Annotated in this window: 15 protein-coding genes and 1 tRNA gene; 12 read left to right on the plus strand and 4 right to left on the minus strand. The window is 48.4% G+C overall.

Translation table 11 applies throughout. From position 1 onward, the window contains the following. Positions 1 to 34 precede the first annotated feature (34 nt). The 8 genes from gndA (at position 35) to RMO52_RS17400 (ending at position 4747) form a co-directional block, all read left to right on the plus strand. Positions 35 to 1453, plus strand: coding sequence for an NADP-dependent phosphogluconate dehydrogenase (gene gndA, locus RMO52_RS17365; protein WP_310416728.1), 1419 nt, complete (start codon positions 35 to 37; stop codon positions 1451 to 1453). 135 nt (positions 1454 to 1588) lie between these two features. Next, positions 1589 to 1662: transfer RNA gene (locus RMO52_RS17370), tRNA-Asp, on the plus strand. A gap of 182 nt (positions 1663 to 1844) precedes the next feature. Then, positions 1845 to 2504: a hypothetical protein gene (locus RMO52_RS17375; RefSeq protein ID WP_310416695.1), complete on the plus strand. Its 660-nt coding sequence runs from the start codon at positions 1845 to 1847 to the stop codon at positions 2502 to 2504. Positions 2505 to 2634: 130 nt separating this feature from the next. After that, positions 2635 to 2934: a hypothetical protein gene (locus RMO52_RS17380; protein WP_309738695.1), complete on the plus strand. Its 300-nt coding sequence runs from the start codon at positions 2635 to 2637 to the stop codon at positions 2932 to 2934. Next, entirely contained in the window at positions 2931 to 3299 is a 369-nt protein-coding gene (locus tag RMO52_RS17385; protein WP_310416698.1) for a clan AA aspartic protease, read from the plus strand. Before RMO52_RS17380 ends, RMO52_RS17385 begins: the two co-directional genes overlap by 4 nt. Before the next feature lie 47 nt (positions 3300 to 3346). Then, the gene (locus RMO52_RS17390) at positions 3347 to 3910 is read left to right on the plus strand and encodes a pentapeptide repeat-containing protein (protein ID WP_310416702.1); all 564 of its coding nucleotides are present in this window, start codon (positions 3347 to 3349) and stop codon (positions 3908 to 3910) included. Positions 3911 to 4057: 147 nt separating this feature from the next. Beyond that, positions 4058 to 4312 carry a hypothetical protein gene (locus tag RMO52_RS17395; protein WP_310416705.1) on the plus strand — a complete coding sequence of 85 codons (255 nt, stop codon included), beginning with the start codon at positions 4058 to 4060 and terminating at the stop codon, positions 4310 to 4312. 9 nt (positions 4313 to 4321) lie between these two features. After that, on the plus strand, positions 4322 to 4747 hold the full coding sequence (locus RMO52_RS17400) for a PIN domain-containing protein (RefSeq protein WP_310416708.1): 426 nt from the start codon (positions 4322 to 4324) through the stop codon (positions 4745 to 4747). A 207-nt stretch (positions 4748 to 4954) separates the two neighbouring features. On the opposite strand, the gene clpB is transcribed toward RMO52_RS17400, so the two are convergent. From clpB to RMO52_RS17415, 3 genes are all read right to left on the minus strand, one after another. Beyond that, positions 4955 to 7579: an ATP-dependent chaperone ClpB gene (gene clpB / locus RMO52_RS17405; protein WP_310416712.1), complete on the minus strand. Its 2625-nt coding sequence runs from the start codon at positions 7577 to 7579 to the stop codon at positions 4955 to 4957. 168 nt (positions 7580 to 7747) lie between these two features. Then, on the minus strand, positions 7748 to 9283 hold the full coding sequence (locus RMO52_RS17410) for a GTP-binding protein (RefSeq protein WP_310416717.1): 1536 nt from the start codon (positions 9281 to 9283) through the stop codon (positions 7748 to 7750). 175 nt (positions 9284 to 9458) lie between these two features. Continuing rightward, positions 9459 to 11924: a hypothetical protein gene (locus tag RMO52_RS17415; protein ID WP_310416720.1), complete on the minus strand. Its 2466-nt coding sequence runs from the start codon at positions 11922 to 11924 to the stop codon at positions 9459 to 9461. 731 nt (positions 11925 to 12655) lie between these two features. Here RMO52_RS17415 and cysK point away from each other — a divergent pair. From cysK to RMO52_RS17430, 3 genes are all read left to right on the plus strand, one after another. Beyond that, on the plus strand, positions 12656 to 13606 hold the full coding sequence (gene cysK / locus RMO52_RS17420) for a cysteine synthase A (RefSeq protein WP_310416723.1): 951 nt from the start codon (positions 12656 to 12658) through the stop codon (positions 13604 to 13606). 158 nt (positions 13607 to 13764) lie between these two features. Next, positions 13765 to 14445 carry a DnaJ domain-containing protein gene (locus RMO52_RS17425; protein ID WP_309738975.1) on the plus strand — a complete coding sequence of 227 codons (681 nt, stop codon included), beginning with the start codon at positions 13765 to 13767 and terminating at the stop codon, positions 14443 to 14445. 41 nt (positions 14446 to 14486) lie between these two features. Beyond that, entirely contained in the window at positions 14487 to 14918 is a 432-nt protein-coding gene (locus RMO52_RS17430) for a VOC family protein (protein ID WP_309738974.1), read from the plus strand. On the opposite strand, the gene RMO52_RS17435 is transcribed toward RMO52_RS17430, so the two are convergent. After that, positions 14894 to 15580 carry a triacylglycerol lipase gene (locus RMO52_RS17435; RefSeq protein WP_309738973.1) on the minus strand — a complete coding sequence of 229 codons (687 nt, stop codon included), beginning with the start codon at positions 15578 to 15580 and terminating at the stop codon, positions 14894 to 14896. The genes RMO52_RS17430 and RMO52_RS17435 overlap by 25 nt on opposite strands. Positions 15581 to 15775: 195 nt before the next feature. Here RMO52_RS17435 and RMO52_RS17440 point away from each other — a divergent pair, with 195 nt between their 5' ends. Beyond that, positions 15776 to 16276, plus strand: a complete 501-nt coding sequence (locus tag RMO52_RS17440) for a hypothetical protein (RefSeq protein ID WP_309738972.1) — start codon at positions 15776 to 15778, stop codon at positions 16274 to 16276. The last annotated feature ends 621 nt before the right edge of the window (positions 16277 to 16897 follow it).

Here is a 16897-nt window from a genome sequence, read left to right on the forward strand (position 1 = left end):
TCGAACCCTACATCTACAGTATTTCCAATATTTTATGTCTCTACAAAGCTTTGGTGTGATTGGTTTAGCTGTCATGGGTGAAAACATCGCCCTCAACGTCGAACGCAATGGCTTTCCGATCGCCGTTTACAATCGGACGAAAGCAAAGACCGATAACTTCATGGCAACCCGCGCCCAAGGGAAAAATGTCGTAGCTGCGTATTCGATTCCAGAATTTTGTGCCGCACTAGAAACACCGCGCAAAATTCTGATCATGGTGCAAGCGGGCAAGCCAGTCGATCTCGTCATCGAAGAACTCAAACCCTTTCTCTCTCCAGGTGATGTGATTATCGACGGTGGGAACTCCCTCTTCACAGATACCGATAGACGCACTGCCGAACTCGAAAACTCTGGATTCACCTTTATTGGCATGGGAGTCAGTGGTGGTGAAGAAGGTGCGCTCAATGGCCCCAGCATGATGCCAGGAGGCACTGAAACCGCTTACCGCAACCTCGAACCCATTCTCACCAAAATCGCCGCTCAGGTCGATGATGGGCCATGTGTAGCCTACATTGGTAAAGGTGGCGCAGGGCATTACGTCAAAATGGTGCATAACGGCATTGAGTATGGCGATATGCAGTTGATTGCCGAAGCTTATGACTTACTTAAAAATGTTGGTGGATTAGACCACAAACAGCTCCACGAAGTATTTACGGAATGGAATAAAACTGACGAACTCAATTCGTTCTTGATCGAAATTACCGCTGATATCTTTAAATATATCGACCCCGCAACAAATCAACCATTGGTCGAAATGATTCTTGATGCTGCCGGACAAAAAGGCACCGGACGCTGGACAGTCCAAAGTGCCCTAGAGTTGGGTGTCTCGATTCCGACGATTATTGCGGCTGTAAATGCGCGGATTATTTCTTCAATCAAAACCGAACGGGTAAGTGCGGCTGCCGTCCTCCCTGGGCCAGAAGGCAAGTTTACTGGCGATGTCCAAGTATTTGTCAACCAAGTGCGCGACGCGCTGTATTGCTCGAAGATCTGTTCCTATGCTCAAGGGATGGCATTGCTCAGTGCTGCTTCGACAGCGTATGGGTACGATCTCAATCTGAGCGAAACAGCCCGGATTTGGAAAGGCGGCTGTATTATTCGCGCCCGCTTCTTGAATAAAATCAAAGATGCTTTCAAAACCGATCCCAAATTAGCAAATCTGCTGCTAGCCCCAGAGTTTCGGCAGACTGTTCTCGATCGCCAGACTGCATGGCGCGAAGTTATCGCCCAAGCAGCTAAAATGGGTATTCCCGTGCCAGCGTTTAGCGCATCACTGGATTATTTTGATAGTTACCGTCGTGCTAGTCTGCCCCAAAACCTGACTCAAGCGCAACGCGACTACTTTGGTGCCCACACCTACAAACGGATCGATAAGCCCGACACAGAGTCTTTCCACACCGAATGGACTAAATAATCACTCCTGATGGGAGTAGGGAGGAGATGAGATCTTCAGTAGCACTCAACATCTCCCCACTCCCGATCGACAACTTTCTGCTATCTAGTTGACAAATCCAATTAGAACGCGCATAATAAGGACTGTTGAATAAATGGGACTGTAGCTCAGTTGGTTAGAGCGCGCGCCTGTCACGCGCGAGGTCGCGGGTTCGAGTCCCGTCAGTCCCGTAAATCTAGGTTCACTCGATCGAAGCTTCTCATCAGATGAGAAGCTTTTTGACTATCGAATCAAATTTGGGAACCGCAGACTTAATGCTCGATCGAGTCACTGCGGAAAATACTGATGCCATTTGTTAAGAATCTAGCTATAACTGCGATCGGTTATCTAGACTAAGCAACTGGCCTCTCATATGCTACACCTGCAATTCATTCACCTCCTGTATCTCATCTTATTACTAGCTCCCGGTATTATCTCCGGGACGATCGTTACTTGGAAAACTCGATCGATCTGGGCCTTATTTATTACCATCGGTTTTTCCTTCGTCGGCTCGATCGCGATCGCAATTAGTACGATTTTATGTGGTAAACTCGTCGCCCCGTGGCTAGTAAGTTGGCTCGGTAGCTGGACGCAACTCATCGACTTCAGCCAAGCACCAGTAAGATCTGACTATGGTTGGTTAGGATCGTTGCCATTTTATCTATTATCATCCTTGCGTTACTCGATCGTGGCTCCAATTGGCACCGTTGCAGGTGCGACTGTGGCGGGGATGCTCATGTTAGTTCGAGATAAATTAACCCGTCAGGGCGGTAAATTCGATCCGGCTTATGGGTGGATTGCGGGATTTGGTAGTGCGATCGTCGGTGGTATCCTCGGTGTATGTTCGATCTTGCTCTTGTCGTGGTTGGGATGGCAAGGATTAGTATTGGCACAAGATCTGTTGAGATCGCCAAATGGCTATTTTACGAATTTTGCTCAGATTGCCTGGGGCGTCTCGATTTTGGTAAATGGCTTGGTTTGTGGATTGATTAGTGCGATTTGCGGTATTAAGTTAGCGAAGCTGTTAATGTAAGGATTGGCGATCGATCGAACTAAATTCGTACCCATCGGCGCGGATGGAAATTTGACTCGATCGAAGCTCAACGCATCGAGACAGCGACTTTGGTATAATCTGAAGGGGTTGGCAAAACGGATAGTGATTAATGATGGACGATCGAAATAGCAATACAACTCCCGTGCGGCTGAGTAATCGCGAAATTGCGAGACGCGGACAGATGCTCTACACTCGATCGATCCGCACTCAGGTAGAAACGCGGGAGCAGCTTGGCAATATTATCGCGATCGATATTACTACTAGTAACTATGAAATTGATGATAACTTGCTAGAAGCTTGCGATCGACTCAAAAGTCAATTTCCCGATGCGATTATTTGGGCAGAACGGATTGGATTTAATGCTGTTTATGCAGTGGGTGGTAGTTTGACAAAGGCGGAATTATCGTGATAAATGGCATTGTCATCGGACGACAACCACAAGTAAAAGTGATCGTGCGGATCTCTGGCTATCCCGATCTCGAAATCGGCTGTGTCATCAATACTGGATTTGAAGGCGCTTTGAGTCTGCCAGTTGCGGCTGTTGCCAAGTTACAACTGCCTTATGTGGCGAGTATCAATACCAATCTGGCAAATGATGAGAATACAGTTACGCCAGTACATCGAGCTACAGTAGTCTGGGATGGTGTCGAGCTAGAAGTACCCGTCCTGGCGATGGGGCGGCGTCCGCAAGTCGGCACATTATTACTAAATAATTGCAATCTCAATATCGATTTTAGCGATGGTAGTATTTTGAGTATTGATGCTTCACTTTGAAGCTCGAAAACAGACCCCCGATATCTTTAAAACTGTAGGTTGGGATTATGGCTGTCACTAGAGCCGATAAAGTTATAACTGCCGAGGAATTACTGGAGCGCTATGCTGCTGGGGGGAGAGATTTTAGTGGAGTCGAAATTGAAGCTTCCGATGAGTTGGTTGGTGCCAATTTTGCTGGTATTAATTTGAGTAGATCTATCTTGGCTGAAATGATTTTGGATCGAGTCAATTTTAGTGATGCCAATTTGAGAGATACCAACTTTGGGCAAACTAGTTTGGATGGTGCTAATCTCCAAAGAGCCGACTTGAGTGGGGTTAATCTCGCTTTTGGAAGTTTTGATAATGCCGATTTGACTGATGCCCAACTTATCGAAGCCTATCTCGAAAGTACTGATATGTGGGGTGTTAACTTTACCAGAAGCAACTTGACTGAGGCTAAAATCGGCGATAGCCATAGTTTTTGCAATTGCATCTTCAGCGACACTATTATGCCCAATGGGGATATTGCTGTCGATGATAGTTTTGAAATCGGCGATAGCTCCTATTTTGTCGATTGCACCTTCAACAACACTTTTCTAACGGAGGCGGATATTGGTATCGATGATGTTTGAATTTTCATCTAACTCAGTTAGGACTGTAGGTTGGGTTTCATTCTTCAACCCAACCTACAGATTTTTGCACTGTTGTAGATCTTCAGCCCAATGCCAGACGTGTTAAGATTGTGTACCGCTGTGTACACAATTCTCGTCAGGTAGAATATGCTGCAAAAAATTGGGATAAGAGATTTTAGAGATAATTTAGCCAAATACCTCAGTTCTTCTGCTCCTGTGGCGATCCTGCGGCATGGGCAAACAGTAGGCTACTTTTTTCCGACCCAGCTACAGCCCACTGAGTCAGAACAGGAATCTCTCAAACGTGCCGCAGCAGCCCTGGATGCTCTTTTGCTAGAACATGGGATTGATGAAGACACTTTGCTAGCAGAGTTTCACCAACTGCGCTCGCAGCAACTTTAGAGTTCATCCATGTCTAATTCTAAAAAAATTGTGCTTGATGCCAATATTGTGGTGCGTGCTGTGCTGGGTAAGAAAGTCCGAGATCTGATTCAAGAGTTTTCACCCACCACACAGTTTTTCACCCCAGATCTTTGCCTTGATGATGCTGTCAAATATTTGCCGATCCTGTTCCAAAAGCGCAATCTGCCACCTGATGAGGCTTTAGCTGTGTTGGCGGGTCTAATTCATTTAATTGAGATTGTTGATGCTGCTGTCTATTCTGGGTACGAAGTTGAAGCGAAGCAACGGATTGCTGCCCGTGATGTCAATGATTGGCCGATTGTGGCTGCTGCTCTGCTGTTAGATTGTCCGATTTGGACGGAAGACAATGACTTTTTTGGTTGTGGTGTCGCGATCTGGACGATCGATCGTATTCGGTTATTTCTAGCTGCATAAATTCAGATCGATCGCAATTACACCATCACTACATCGATTTAATTCATAGGCTGCCAGTTGTAGGTAGTTAGGACTGTAGGTTGGGTTTCATTCTTCAACCCAACCTACAGATCCTTGCACTTAGCAATTGACATTGGTGGTGTTGGGTTTCTACTCGAAAATAAGCCCCCGATATCTAGAAACATCGGGGGTTTGTTGTCTGTTAACTTAACTTTCTTGCATCAGGATTGTGGCAGGTAAACGACTGAAGGCAAGATGGTCGTTTTGGACTTCGACAAAGATCGTATCGCCTTCTTTGAAATCACCGCGTAAGATTCCTTTGGCGATAATCGTTTCTAGCTCTTTTTGAATCGTCCGTTTGAGCGGTCGTGCCCCATATACGGGGTCATAACCGACATTCGCGATATAATCGAGCGCCGATTCGGCTAGTTTGAGCGATAATTTGCGCTCGGCTAACAGTTTTTCGAGGCGGGCGGCTTGGATTTTGACGATGCTCCGGAGTTGCGTTTTTTGGAGGGTGTGGAAGATGATCGTATCGTCGATGCGATTGAGAAATTCGGGACGGAAGTTGCGACTGAGGGCTTCTAGGACGCGAGATTTCATCTCATCGTAGTTGGAGTCATCGCCAGCGAGATCCAGAATATATTGAGAACCAATATTACTAGTCATGATAATCACGGTATTCTTGAAATCTACCGTCCGCCCTTGAGAATCTGTGACGCGTCCGTCGTCGAGGACTTGGAGTAGAACGTTAAACACGTCAGGGTGTGCTTTCTCGATTTCGTCGAACAGGATGACGGCGTAGGGACGACGGCGGATGCTTTCGGTGAGTTGTCCGCCTTCTTCATAGCCGACGTAGCCGGGAGGCGCACCAATCAAGCGCGAAACGGCGTGTTTTTCCATATACTCGGACATATCGATGCGGATCAGCGCATCTTCGGCGTCGAAGAGGTAATTGGCGAGGGTTTTAGCCAATTCTGTTTTACCGACGCCTGTAGGGCCGAGGAAGATGAAGCTGGCAATCGGTCGATTGGGGTCGGAGAGTCCGGCGCGGGAACGCTGAATCGCTTCGGCGACGGCGGTGACGGCTTCTTCTTGCCCGATGACGCGACGATGGAGTTCGTCTTCGAGGTGAAGCAGTTTGTCCCGTTCGGTTTCGACTAATTTAGTTAGGGGAATGCCCGTCCATTTGGAGATAATTTCGGCGATGTCGGCTTCGGTGACTTCTTCGCGGAGGAGGGATTTGCCAGTGGTTTGGGATTGGGCGAGTTTGACTTCGGCGGTTTCGAGTTTCCGCTGGAGTTCGATAAGTTTGCTATATTTGAGTTCGGCGGCGAGATTGAGGTCGTAATTGCGTTCGGCTTGTTGGATCTCGATATTAACTTTGTCGATCTCTTCTTTGATGGTTTGGATATTGGTAATAATATCTTTTTCCGATTGCCATTGTCCGGTGAGGGCGTGTTGTTCTTCTTTGAGGTCTGCTAGTTCTTTTTCGATCTTTTGCAAGCGTTCGCGGGCAGAACTGGAGGTATCTTTATTAACAGATAGCCGTTCCATTTCGAGCTGGAGAACTTTACGATCGATCTCGTCGAGTTCTTCGGGTTTGGAAGTGATTTCCATCTTCAGACGAGCGGCAGCTTCATCCATCAGATCGATCGCTTTATCTGGCAAGAATCGATCGCTAATATAGCGAGTCGATAAGGTAGCGGCAGCAACTAAAGCGTTGTCCGAGATTTTCACCCCATGATGGACTTCATAACGTTCCTTGAGACCGCGTAAAATCGAGATCGTATCTTCAACGCTGGGCTGATCGACATATACTTGTTGAAAGCGGCGCTCTAAGGCGGCATCTTTCTCGATGTATTTGCGATATTCGTCCAAGGTTGTCGCGCCGATGCAGCGCAGCTCGCCCCGCGCCATCATTGGCTTGAGCAGGTTGCCAGCATCCATTGCGCCTTGACTGGCACCCGCACCGACGACGGTATGAATCTCATCGATAAATAAGATAATTTGGCCTTGAGATTCGGTGACTTCTTTGAGTACGGCTTTAAGTCTTTCTTCAAATTCGCCACGGTATTTAGCTCCCGCAATTAGGGCACCCATGTCGAGTGAAATGAGGGTGCGATCTTTGAGTGATTGGGGCACATCACCACTGATAATGCGTTGGGCTAAACCTTCCGCGATCGCGGTTTTACCGACGCCCGGTTCGCCAATTAGGACAGGATTATTTTTGGTTCGCCGCGATAAGATCTGGATCGTCCGCCGAATTTCATCGTCGCGACCGATGACCGGATCGAGTTTGCCGCGACGGGCAAAATCAGTCAGATCGCGTCCGTATTTAGAGAGTGATTCATACTTACCCTCGGGATTTTGATCGTTGACTTTTTGGGAGCCGCGAATTTGGGAAACGATCGCTTTGAGTTTAGTTTCATCTAACTTAAATTCAGCAAAAAGTTGTTTGCCAAAGCGATCGTCTTGGAGATATCCTAGTAATAGGTGTTCGATCGAGATATAGTCATCGCCATAATCTTTGCGATACCGATCGGCCCTGTCGAGTAATGTATCGATACTGCGCCCTAAATATACAGAACTAATCGTCCCAGAGATTTTGGGCTGCTTTTGAAGATAGTTTTCCAGTTCTTGACGAAATTGGCTGAGATTGACTCCCGCCTTGGCAAGAATACTTGTGGCTAAGCCATCTTGTTCGAGTAGAGCCTTGAGAAGATGCTCTGACTCCATCTGTTGCTGTTGGCAAGCTTTGGCAATATCCAGCGTATTGGTGACAGCCTGCCAAGCTTTTTCGGTAAATTGTTGGGGGTTGTTTGGTTGCATAATGCGACGGGGAATAAAATTTTATATAAGTAATTGGCGTGACGGACAAATTCACGGCAATTACTTCTTTATTGTAGTGATTTCGATCGTGCCACTAGGATCGGTATTCACGCTATAATTCCCGGCTATTGCCGAATGTAATTGACCAAGACTACTTATTTACTGGATCTATTTTCGATCGACGATCGAGAATGTTTCTTTCAGCTTGACAGTACCAGAGCTAATCGCCTGCTGGATAAAGGCTTGTAGGAATTCATCTTTGCGATTTAATTGGAATTGCTGCTGCACGGCTTCTGCCATCCCGCCATCACCCCACGATCGATCTTGACGGAAGTATTCGATAAAACTGCGTCCGGCAATCCGTGTCAGATATGCGGCGGTAAGTCCTTGAATCCCTTTACCGAGGGCGTAGGTAGTCACATTGATCGTGAGTGCGGTCGATAAAAGTTGAATCGCACCTTTGACGATACCCAGACTAGTTAGGGTTTTACCCAGAGAGAGAGCTAATTCTTGGGCGGCGGCTTTATCGAGATCGCAGCCGTAAATCTTGCCGATTTCGATAATCATTTGGGTATTGATCGCTGCGGTAGCCAGAAAATCGACGACGGGTAAGGGGGTAACTGTAACTACACCAGCACCGATCCATTGAAATCGCGTGACGACTCGATCGGCTTGACGACGACGTTGGGCATCGATTAGCTCGCGAGCTTCGGCTCCTAACCGTTGAGATTGGAGCAAAATGTTGTCGGCGACCAAATCTTCTCCTTCGGCGCGGAGAACGGCAGCTAGGCGGCGGATTAGGGGGAATATGTCAGGGTCTGGAGTGAAGATTTCACCCGATTCGAGGCGGACTGGTGGGGGGTTTGCGGCGATCGCGATGACATCTTGAGGTTCGATCTCGCTCTGGACGCGGTGTTGGAGCTGGGCGACGATTTTATCGCGATCGGGTGGCGGATATAAATCGGTTTTATTAAACACTAGGAGCGATCGCTTGCCGATTTCGGCTAGTGCCATGAGGGGGGTATATTCTGACGATCGCAGGTCGTTGTCTACGACAAATAATAACAGATCCGCAGATGTGGCTAGCTCTCTAGCGACCGCCTCGCGTTGAGTGCCCTCAATTCCGGCTTCTAAGATGCCCGGAGTATCGATGAGCAAAATCTGGCGATCCAAACCTTTTAATTCGAGGGTATAAGTCTCACCGCGAGTTGTCGTCCCCATCGCCGCACCGACTTCACCGACAATCCGCCCGATAATGGCGTTAATTAACGAGGTTTTCCCCGCCGAACCCGTACCAAAGACGACGACGCGGATTTGTCCTCGGGCTAAATTTTCGGCAATCTCGCGGGATTTAGCCAGTAACGCCTGACGGGTAACTTCATCTTGAATCTGTTGGAGTTGCCGATCGATCGCTTCGAGATTGGCAGTAGCAGCGGCGGTTCTCTCGACGGGAACTTTGGGTAATTGGGGTGTTTTTGTCTTCGATCTCCCCCACCATCCCTGAAAGATACCCACATAATAAACTAGCACCGCGATCGCGATCGCAATGAGGATTAAAATCCCAATTAATAGCGGTGTCGCCAGCCACGGTGTCGTCCCACTAACTTGGACGTACAGGGTATAGAGTGAATTAATCAACCACAGCGCCAAAATCGCGATCGCCATCCCACCGATCGCCATCGACCACAAACGAGGTATACGCATACTCTCAACAGATTTAATCTATCTTATCGATCGTAGCCGATTTTGGGGGAAGGGGTAAAGGGAAGGGGTAAAAGGTAAAAGGTAAAAGGTAATGGATAACACTTATCCAATGTATTCACCTAAAGCCTAAAGCCTAAAGCCTAAAGCCTAATACCTAATACCTAATACCTAAAGCCTACTCCGCCGGAACCCGCCAGACTTGAACTTCGCCGTAACTACCCGTGACGATCGTCCGACAGTCGGGACTAATAGCAACCGATAAGATCGCCCGATCTGTGGCTAGGAGGGTGTGTAAAAGCTGCCCATCGTGGAGATTCCAGATATTGACAGTGCGATCGTCACTACCGCTGACGACGATCTGACCGTCGGCTGAGACTGCGACACACCCGATCGGTTTAGAATGTCCAGCGAGGGTATGAATTAAATTACCCGTTGCTACATCCCAAATTTTCACCGTACAATCGTGGCTGGCACTGATTACCTTGGTACCGTCAGGCGTAATGGCAATGGCACTAATCCGCCCGCTGTGTCCCATAATTGTTTTGAGTAGCCGTCCTTCCTGAAGGTGCCATAATCTAACGGTATAGTCGCTGCTCCCGGTGGCAATCAGTTGAGCCTGCTGGTGAGTAGCCACACAAGCCACATTTTGAAGATGACCGGAGCATTCATGAATGAGTAGCCCGTTTTGGGGTTGCCAGATTTTCAATAAGGCATCATTACCGCCCGAGACTAGTCGCTGACTGTCATTGGTGAGCGAGATGGCATTAACCGCCGATTTATGGTCGAGTAACTGAGGTAATTTAGTCCCGGTAGTAAGTTGCCACCATTGAATCGTGCCGTCCAAACTACCACTGATAATCGTCTCCCCATCAGCAGTTAAGACCACACTATAAACCCAATGACTATGACCGAGTAGGTTATGAATTAATTTACCATCAGAGAGTCGCCAGACCTTGATCGCGTCATCGACGTGAGTGATATCGCCATGTCCGCTGACCAGCCACTGACCGTCGGCACTGATGGCTAGAGCATAAACTTCACTATAATAACCCGTCAGTTGATGGACTAAGGTAAGCCTGTCGTAGGCAATTGATTCGAGGATGGTGGTAGTCACGATCCCGCTTTCTAAATCGGCATCAGCGATCATCCCGGTAGCTTCGGTATCAGCCCAATTCTGAGATACTCCGAGCAGTTCCGGCGATTTAAAGTTGATATGTGCCAAGCGATTCCAACTGGAGGCTGGCGATGAAATCTGCTGACAGAGCATGGGGAGACAACTAGCCGCTGGCACTACTTTTTCGATCGCTTGGAGTCGTTCGCGGGCGTCTCGAACCGCTAGCTGGAGGGATTTACCGCCGGAAAAAGCTTTGAGAAATAGTTTTACAAATTCCTGGGCGACCTGATCTTGGACGGCTTCGCGCATGACAATCAAGTTGGGAATTTGCAGATCTGCCAGTTCGCCTGCTAGATCCAAACCCTCGCCACAGTTGAGAACTAGCAGTTTCAGTCCCTGTTGCACCGCCATCCGCAGCCGATATTTGAATTCGGTAATCCCGATCGTATCGTGGTGATTGATATAAATCCGATTATTCGGTAGATAGCCAGAAATATAACTGCTAAAAAAGATGACACTCCAAGGTTTTTTGCCGAGCGCCTTGACAAAATCATCATGACCGGGAGCCACGATAAACTCGGCTTTGGTGTATGGGAGTGCTTCTAAATATTCTTTAGATCGATCGAGTTTGATCCCTTGGGCGCTCGTGAGGATCGATAGGACTGACACTTCCATTTGTTCGGCAGTGGGAGCAGTCTCGGAAATCGTCGGAATCAGGGAGACACTTACTTCTGACTGGGGGTAACGATCGAGGATCGGTTGCCAAATAGAATTCCAAGGCAGTTTTAACAGTGACTTGGAGCGGCTGCGGACGATCGTTTCGATCTCGACATCAGGATCGATCGTCGTCGCTAAGCGTTCGCGGATGGTCTGGAAGCCCGGAGAACTATACCATTGATGTAAATTAGCCTGAAGCATGGCACCAGCATCCAGGCAGTCATTAATCCGCTCTGGGACTAAACTGACTGCTTTATTACTCATCAGGCGATGATTTTGGGGATCGAGTCGCCGATAGCGGGATTGCCATTCTTGATACTGGCTCATCATTCGATCGAGATCGGGCAAAGTTACCACCACATGTGTCAGGAGCTGGCGATTGGCGGCGAGTACTGACATTTCGACTTGTAACATCGTCCCTGCCTGAATCTCTTCGACGGTAAAAATCGCTTCTTTACCCCAAGCAGCGGCATTCGTGCGGCTGGTCGAACTATCTTCTTGCCCAGTGCGATCGCTAGGCGCGCTAGACTCGAAAGCATACAGTGGCTCCATCTCCTGACACAAGAAATTAGCAACTGTATAGTAATTTGTACTATGATTTAATCTAATTACGATCCGATAGAGCAAATACTTTAGCTCCACCGTTGAAGCATAACGCTCGTGCAACTGTTGAATGTAACTTTTAAACTTTGCCGTACTCAGTTGTTGAGCTTCATTGCTCCAATTATTGGTACAAGCACAGAAGACCAGCTTTTTAATTCTGGCAATGTGATTGCTCTGTTCTAGATTGTGTACGATCGCATCCAGCAACCCCGACTCCCGATTAAGACTTTATTTCCTCGCTTAGGCGGTTGCTCGCCCTTCAATTCCCACCATACTATTCAACCCTAGCTCTAGAATTTTATGGATTCGCACGCTCATAGTGTCAGCAACATGTGAGATTTTCAATGCCTAGTAATAATTGTAGCTTGGATTCAAAACGTGAGTTTTTTAGCCACGATCGCTAGTCCGACCTAACCTGCTGGACGATTGCTCGCCGACACAATTTAGATTGACGCTCTCGATCTCTATTATTCCCCAAATATCCGCATTCATTATCATGGGTGACAGATTGGAATTAGGTAGTCATTCGCTAACAATTCTCGGCTCGATCGTTTCGCCGATCGACAGAGGTTGTTAGAATTTTAGAGAGCCATACTCCAGTTATGATGGAAACTTAGCACCAGTACCGATCGGCACAAATTAAGTCACTATTGAGATCCTCTGATCTGTCTTGAAAAGGCGATCTACTTGTCTGGCCTTTGTCTCCCGAAGCGACGTTTTCGGGCGCGACGTTTTGGGGGGAAGCTTCCCCCCAAAAGCTCGCTTGGGAAGCTTCCCCCCAAAAGCTCGCGCCCCAGTTGGGAAACCCCTGTTCCCGCACTTTTGGCTCCCAGCTCCCAGATCCCATCTCTTCTACTAGATTTACGCCGTAGACTACCAGCCAGAGTAGCTCTAGTCCGCGATTCTCCCCTCCCTTTAGATTTGCCGCTTTTATCGATATGAAAATTGCTAACGATATTACTGAATTAGTCGGTCGCACGCCCCTAGTTCGCCTCAACCGTATTCCCAAAGCTGAAGGCTGTGTCGCCACAATCGTCGTCAAGCTAGAAGGGATGAATCCAGCGTCATCTGTCAAGGATCGGATTGGCGTCAATATGATCGAAGCTGCCGAAAAAGAAGGCTTGATTACGCCGCACAAAACAATTTTGGTCGAACCCACATCGGGAAATACTGGCATCGCCCTAGCAATGGTCGCAGCAGCTAAGGGTTATAAATTGATTATTGCCATGCCCGAAACCATGAGTCTCGAACGCCGCGCGTTGCTCAAGGCTTATGGTGCCCAATTGGAACTCACGCCAGGTATCGAGGGGATGAGTGGCTGTATCCGCCGCGCTCAGGAGATCGTCGATAAGACACCACACGCGTACATGTTGCAGCAGTTTCGCAATCCCGCCAACCCCCAAATTCATCGACTGACTACAGCGGAGGAAATTTGGGCAGATACCGATGGAATGGTGGATATTGTCGTCGCGGGAGTCGGCACGGGCGGCACGATTACAGGTATCGCCGAAGCGCTCAAACCTCGCAAACCAGGATTTAAAGTAATCGCCGTCGAACCTACCAGTAGTCCCGTCCTCTCTGGCGGTAGACCGGGGCCGCACAAGATTCAGGGTATTGGCGCTGGCTTCGTCCCGCAAGTATTGAAGCTCGAAGCTATCGACGAAGTAATTCAAGTTACCGACCAACAATCGATCGAGTATGGGCGCAGATTAGCCCGCGAAGAAGGCTTATTATCGGGAATTTCTTCGGGTGCTGCTCTCTATGCCGCGATCGAAGTCGCTCGTCGTCCCGAAAATCAGGGTAAACTAATCGTCATGATTCAGCCGAGTTTTGGCGAACGCTACCTCAGCACCCCCCTCTTCCAAGATCCCGAACCCCAAAGTATCTAAATCTCCATCCCCCCGTCTCCTACCGTGGATACACATCTCTAGTTAGAAGCGAAATTGGTGAGAATCCCCCAAACCCCCTTAAAAAGGGGGCTAAGATCCGGTCAAAGTCCCCCGTCCCCCCAACTCCCAACTCCCAACTCCCATCTTCTCCCAGTCCGATGTCAGAAACGCACTACCAAGTTCTCCAAGTCTCCCCCCAAGCTACTGCTGATGAGATCAAACAATCTTATCGGCGGCTAGCTAAAGAATTTCATCCCGATGTAAATGGTGGCAAAGCTAACGCCGATCTCATTATCAAGCTCAACGCTGCTTATGAAGTATTAGGCGACGAGCGTCAGCGTCGCGCCTACGATTATTTGTTCGAGTCGAATGTGGCAATCCCCCGCCAACAACAATCCGCCGCGCATATTCCCCGCCGTCCGCGCACTGTCGGACGAGAATTGGACGAAGAACTAATCCTGTGGCTCAATCAAGTTTATCAGCCGATAAATCGGACGATTAACTGGATCATCAAGCCGCTCAAGACGCAAATTCAAGAACTTTCTGCCGACCCATTCGATGATGAATTAATGGGTAATTTTGAGGCTTATGTAAATCAATGTCAGCAACATTTACAGAAGATCGACAAAATTTTTCACTCGATGCCCAATCCTTCATTAGTTGCCGAGATTGCTGCTAATTTGTACTATACAATTAACCAAGTATCAGATGGAGTGAAGGAGTTAAATTTTTATACTATGAATTATGATGAAAGCTACCTACATGATGGCATCGAAATGTTTAAAATTGCCGCTCAGTTGCAGAGAGAAACTAATAAGAAAGTCAAGGTTTATAAATAGAGGGTAGAGGGTGTCTAATTACTGAAGATTAACCACGAGCTATGAGCGAATTTATTTTTCATCTGGCATTCCCGATCGCGAATATCATCGACACCAAAAAATTCTACGTCGATGGATTGGGTTGTACTGTGGGTAGAGAGGCAGCAAATTCAATAATTCTCAATCTGTACGGTCATCAATTAGTCGCGCACATCACTACAGAGGTTACTCCTCAGCAGGGGATTTACCCGCGTCACTTTGGAATTGTGTTCCCGAATTTAACTGATTGGCAAGCCTTACTCGATCGGGCAATCGAGCGCCAGCTAAAATTTTATCAGTCGGCAAAACATCGATTTCCCGGCGCAATTACGGAACACCGCACATTCTTTTTAGTAGACCCTTTTACCAACTTATTAGAGTTCAAATATTATGCCCAGAGTGAGGCGATCTTTGGGGCAAGCGAGTTCACTCAAATTGGCGACTCGATCGGTTGAATGAGGGCATCGAAAATCGCAGCCAGCGTGCGACGATCGGCTACCATCCACGGGTGAGTGAGGACGGGAATTTGGAGTTCTCTACCGATGCCGAGTTGCGAGCTAGTCGGTGGCAAAATAATCAGGTCAAATGGCGTCCAGATCGATGTAAAGTTTACCCGACTTAACATCTCAACATCACGATTTAGATCTGTTATGAAATCACTATCGGGACACATTTGTCTACAGCCAGTCCGCGTCGAAAAATTAGCTGCCAGCGTGCCCTGATGGGGCGTAGAAATCGTAATTAGCCGTCCGACACGTTGACGCCTATTTGCTTGCGGCGCGTCCCCTAGGGCAGCATCGATGCCACCTAAGCGCTGGACATAATAACGGCTGACTAGCCCACCCATACTAAAGCCGAGCAAATCGATTTGCTCGTCAGGTGCAAAAGTCCGCTCGACTAGCTTGGCGACTTGTTGGGCGAGGATTTCTAGCCGCGTATCGCCAGTATTAGCATCGAGATCGATCGTCGCGACTTGCCAGCCCAAATCGCGCAGGTAGCTGGCAATTTTCCGCATTTTGTGGCTGGTATCCATCAATCCATGCACGAGTAAAATGGGGTTGCGGCGCACGGAATTTTGCGAATCTGGATGGGGCTGAAGCGGTGATTGGGTCTTCACGATCGGGCATAATGATAGGTGTCAGTTTTCAGTTTAGGTCAGCTAGCGAGGGCGGCTCGATCGGCTTATGACAGTTACACTAGTGGCTCATCGCCGCCGATCGGTAAACTTTTGTTAAACTTTCTCAGCTTATCTTGCACATGCCAGCGACCAAAATTGATAATTCGTTTTATGTAATGAGAGAGATAATTTACTGTGTTTAAAAAGTTTTTTGGCAAAAAAAATGATGGTTTCTTCATGCAGCTAGAAGATGAAGATGCTACATCACAGCCTGCTAAAGCAGAAACTAAAGCAAAAGCCAAACCCGAGCCAGCACCTACCGCACCTGCGGCAACTGTAACGACAGCACCAGCTCCAGTAGCGGTAACTACAACTGAAGTCGTAGTTACCGCTACTGCAACCCCTGAAACAGTTAAAGTCGATAAGAAAGCTGACAAAAAGGCCGACAAAAAGGTTGACAAAAAAGCTGTTCAGAAAACAGAAGCTGCACCAGCGCCAGTAGCTCCGGCACCTGTAGCGGCTCCAGCGGCTCCTCCCATTACGAACTTCGCCACCGACTACCTGATTAAACCGTCCTCCAATAGCAGTCGCCGGATGCCCGGTGCCAACATGCGCGGATTTTTGGATTTGGCACGTCAGGTTGACAAACCCAAAGCTTTTAAAGCGACTGCCGCCGAGCGCAAAGGCAAGGAATAATGTGCTTGGGTAGAAGCACAGATCCGACCGTAAAAATTAGCCGCGTTTGGAGTTGATTTACCCCCCCACCCCCCCCGAATATGCGCGGATGCGCGCACTGTTCGGTTTCCCCGACAGTTTTAGCGGCGTTTTTATGTCTAGGGTTCCCCCCGAATAAAAAAGCGACGCAGCTCCCTTCGGGAAGGCTTCGCCAACGAACGGGAGCGACGCATCGACTCGGAGGTTTCCTCCGAGTTGTGTGCGTCAAGAGAGGTTTCCTCCCGTTCGTTGGCGTCAGCGACGCGCGTTCTGGAGGTTCCCTCCAGGTCGAGCGCGTCAAGACAAGACAACGACAAGACAGCGCACCAAGCAGGGGGGGCTTTTCATGCTCCCTCCCCTTAGAAAGGGAAGGGCTGGGGTGGGGTAAAGGACTACGCATCATATCCACTACTTGTATATGACCGTAGCTTTCTAAGGGCTGGGCTGAGGGCAAGACTCACCCACGATCGCGACACATCGAGAGCGTACTGTAGAGATGAAAAGCGCGATCCCAGAGACTATCGGCACGACGTAATAATTCTAAGTGTGGATCGATGCGTCCGAGTGATTCGGGATAACCGATCGCGGTTTCGGCAAACGGCG

Origin of the sequence: Chamaesiphon sp. OTE_8_metabat_110 (assembly GCF_031382685.1) — a bacterium.
Taxonomy (GTDB): Bacteria; Cyanobacteriota; Cyanobacteriia; order Cyanobacteriales; family Chamaesiphonaceae; genus Chamaesiphon.

Bases quoted from the DNA above. Each gene is read 5' to 3' on its own strand.
- RMO52_RS17380 (WP_309738695.1), top strand. From the start codon at position 2,635: ATGATGGACGATCGAAATAGCAATACAACTCCCGTGCGGCTGAGTAAT.
- RMO52_RS17375 (WP_310416695.1), top strand. From the start codon at position 1,845: ATGCTACACCTGCAATTCATTCACCTCCTGTATCTCATCTTATTACTA.
- RMO52_RS17430 (WP_309738974.1), top strand. From the start codon at position 14,487: ATGAGCGAATTTATTTTTCATCTGGCATTCCCGATCGCGAATATCATC.
- RMO52_RS17425 (WP_309738975.1), top strand. From the start codon at position 13,765: ATGTCAGAAACGCACTACCAAGTTCTCCAAGTCTCCCCCCAAGCTACT.
- clpB (WP_310416712.1), bottom strand. From the start codon at position 7,579: ATGCAACCAAACAACCCCCAACAATTTACCGAAAAAGCTTGGCAGGCT.
- RMO52_RS17395 (WP_310416705.1), top strand. From the start codon at position 4,058: ATGCTGCAAAAAATTGGGATAAGAGATTTTAGAGATAATTTAGCCAAA.
- gndA (WP_310416728.1), top strand. From the start codon at position 35: ATGTCTCTACAAAGCTTTGGTGTGATTGGTTTAGCTGTCATGGGTGAA.
- cysK (WP_310416723.1), top strand. From the start codon at position 12,656: ATGAAAATTGCTAACGATATTACTGAATTAGTCGGTCGCACGCCCCTA.
- RMO52_RS17410 (WP_310416717.1), bottom strand. From the start codon at position 9,283: ATGCGTATACCTCGTTTGTGGTCGATGGCGATCGGTGGGATGGCGATC.
- RMO52_RS17390 (WP_310416702.1), top strand. From the start codon at position 3,347: ATGGCTGTCACTAGAGCCGATAAAGTTATAACTGCCGAGGAATTACTG.
- RMO52_RS17400 (WP_310416708.1), top strand. From the start codon at position 4,322: ATGTCTAATTCTAAAAAAATTGTGCTTGATGCCAATATTGTGGTGCGT.